The sequence below is a fragment of the Massilia sp. P2_C2 genome (assembly GCF_056404615.1).
This window is the reverse complement of sequence record NZ_JBFUDR010000505.1, coordinates 1-2,749: the sequence shown is the minus strand read 5'-3', so window position 1 is coordinate 2,749 and position 2,749 is coordinate 1. Positions and strand designations below refer to the sequence as shown.

Sequence of the window (2,749 nt, the reverse complement as noted above, 5' to 3'; positions counted from 1 at the left end):
TCCCTCGCCTGAGCAAGGCTACCGACGTCGATGCCAAGACGCTCCACTACGTCGTCGACAAGAAGGTGCGCAACCGCCACTACCGCGACAATCAGACCGCTGCCGTCATCGCGCAAGGTGTTGGCTCAGCAAAGAAAGCGTCCGCCCAAAAGCGTGTCTGAGACCCCACAAAAAGCGGACATTTCAACTTTGCCCAAAGCGGACATTTTAACTTTGCCTTTACAGGGTGGGCACCCCGTGCCCACCATAGGTTCGCAGACCGGCATGCGTTTGGTGGGCACAGGGGTGCCCACCCTACTTAGGCAGCGCTCAGTGCTCGGTAATGGAAATCGCGCAGGCGCACGACGCCGTTGCCCGCCGCGTAGACGCCCACCTTGAGGCTCAGGAAGCCGCCGAACACGTTATGGTGGATCCCCGACACTTCCATGCGCGTGCCGTGCAGCATCCAGGTCTTGCCGCCGTCGAACGAGTAATGGAAAGAAATCACGTTCTCGACGTTGGTCAGGCGCACGCGCACGCTGGACATCTTTTGCGGGCGGCGCGCCCACGGATGCTCTTCAGCGTACTGGTACGTCTTGATGGCGTCGGGCGTGAAGCCGAGGCCGACGAACGCCTTCGCGTTGTAGTACAGCAGCAGGCCGCCTTCGGCCGCGCCCACGAGGTCGAGCGTGATCTCGGCCTCGTACGAACGGTCGCCGACGCCGCAGGTCAGGGGGGCGCTGTCGGCGGGCGAGGTGCCTTTGCCCCTGATTTCCAGGCCGCCGCCCGCGAAGCGCACGCGCGCCATCTCGTCCGGCGCCGGATCGTGGAACGCCCACTGGACGCCGAAGCGGTCCCTGGAGAAATCGTCGGACAGCGCGAAGCCGTTCGGTCCCGCCTTGCCGCCGCGCGGCTTCGGTAGAGGTTTGGAGAGGTCGCCGCCCCTGGCGCGGAACCAGCCGTCGGCCGTCCATTCCATCGGCTCGAGCAGGGTCTGGCGGCCCAGCGTGCGGTAGCCGTTCTCGTAGCCGTGGTAGATCATCCACCAGTCGCCGGCCGGGCCTTCGACGAGCGATGCGTGGCCGCGCGACCACCACGGCTCGAAGGTGCCGGTCGTGCGCACGAGCGGGTTGTGCGGGCAGTGTTCCCACGGGCCGTTGATGGAGTTCGAACGGGCCGCGATCACCATGTGCCCGGTCACCGGGCCGGCCGTGCCGCCCACCGCCGTGATCAGGTAGAAGTACTCGCCGTGGCGCAGCAGCTTGGGGCCTTCCGGCGCGAAGTTCTCGACGACCCAGTCTTCCGGGTAGCGCCACGGCTGGTACGCGGGTTCCACCGGGCCGTCCGTCGCGAGGCCGTCGTCCGTGAGGCGCACGCGGCGGATGCCGTTGACTAACAGGTAGCGCTTGCCATCCTCGCCCACGACGTGGCCCGGGTCGATGCAGCCGGCGATCTTCAGGTCGACCGGGTCGCTCCATGGTCCCTCGATGCGGTCGGCCCAGATGGCGTAGATCGACCACGTATTGCCGTCCGGCGCGGCCGGGATGTAGATGTAGTAACGGCCATTGTGCTTGCACAGGTCGAGGGCCCAGATGGTGCCCAGCGATTTCTTCAGTGCCGGGCCGACCGGCGCCCAGTTCACGAGGTCCGTCGAATGCCAGATCACGATGCCCGGATACGACAGGAAGGACGAGAAGGTCATGTAATAGTCCTTGCCGTCTTTCAGAATCGTCGGGTCGGGGTGATCGCCGGCGATGATCGGGTTGATGTACGTGCCGTCGCCGCGGTCGGCCTTGCGCTGGTTTTCGATGCCGCGGCCCCAGTTCGGGGCGGCCGGCGGGCAGGCGGCCGCCTTCGCTGTCGCGGCCTGCGCGGGCAGGACGCCCGGCAACGAGGCGGCGCCGGCGCCGGCCAGCAGGGTCTTGAAGGCGTTGCGGCGGGATGGGTTGGTCAAGCTTATCTCCGTATGTTTATGTTGAACGTCATCGAGATTATATGAAAACGATTTCATAAACAACAGAGAGGTGTTTCAGTGCTTGCCGTAATTGACGAATTCCGCCAGCAGGGCATTCGCGGATGGCAGCACGCCCGTGAACGCGAGACCCACGCGCACGTCGGCGTGCACGAACACGTTGTTGGTCGCCCGCGCGTTCAGGTCGAGGCGCTGCACGGCACCGCCGCTGAACAGGGAAAAGCCGACGCGGCAACTCGTGCCGTCGGGCAGGGGGCAGGGAAGCAGGACGGCCATGCCATCGCGGCCGATGTCGACGGTGACGGCGGGCAGGGTGGGGCCGCCGGTCACCTCGACGACGGCGCGGAGGCGGCAGGTGCGGCGCGGCGACCGGCGGCCGTCGCCATGGGCGTCGGCCCGGAAAGTACGATTGGAATCCACGACAGGAACAAACGGGTGTGCTGAAAAACGCCGCTATTGTTGCTGTTCAGAATCTCGTTGTGGTTGTCAGCCTGCCACTTAGAGGTGTTGCTCTATAAAAAAGGGCGGCCGCAGCCGCCCCTTGGAGTAGACAGAATGTATTGACCTACCAACCTCAACGGACGCGGGTTACGCTGAGGGTTGGTGAACCTTTCGGCGCAGAGCCGCAATTGAGGAGGTAGGTCATGAACGAGTTTAGCAAATATGTAGGCCTGGATGTCCATAAGGCGACGATCGCTGTCTCGATTGCGGACAGTGCCGGTGGCGATCCACGTTTCTACGGCGAGATAGCCAACACGCCGGTTGCGATAGCGAAGCTGATGACGACGCAGTTGGCCA

Annotated in this window: 2 protein-coding genes; both read right to left on the bottom strand. The window is 64.6% G+C overall.

Going from position 1 to position 2,749, the window contains the following annotated elements; translation table 11 throughout:
• Window positions 1-298: 298 nt before the first annotated feature.
• Window positions 299-1,933 carry a family 43 glycosylhydrolase gene (locus tag AC1DYX_RS30080; protein WP_477265726.1) on the bottom strand — a complete coding sequence of 545 codons (1,635 nt, stop codon included), beginning with the start codon at window positions 1,931-1,933 and terminating at the stop codon, window positions 299-301.
• Between the two features lie 75 nt (window positions 1,934-2,008).
• Window positions 2,009-2,371, bottom strand: coding sequence for a PilZ domain-containing protein (locus AC1DYX_RS30075; protein ID WP_477265724.1), 363 nt, complete (start codon window positions 2,369-2,371; stop codon window positions 2,009-2,011).
• Window positions 2,372-2,749: the final 378 nt, after the last annotated feature.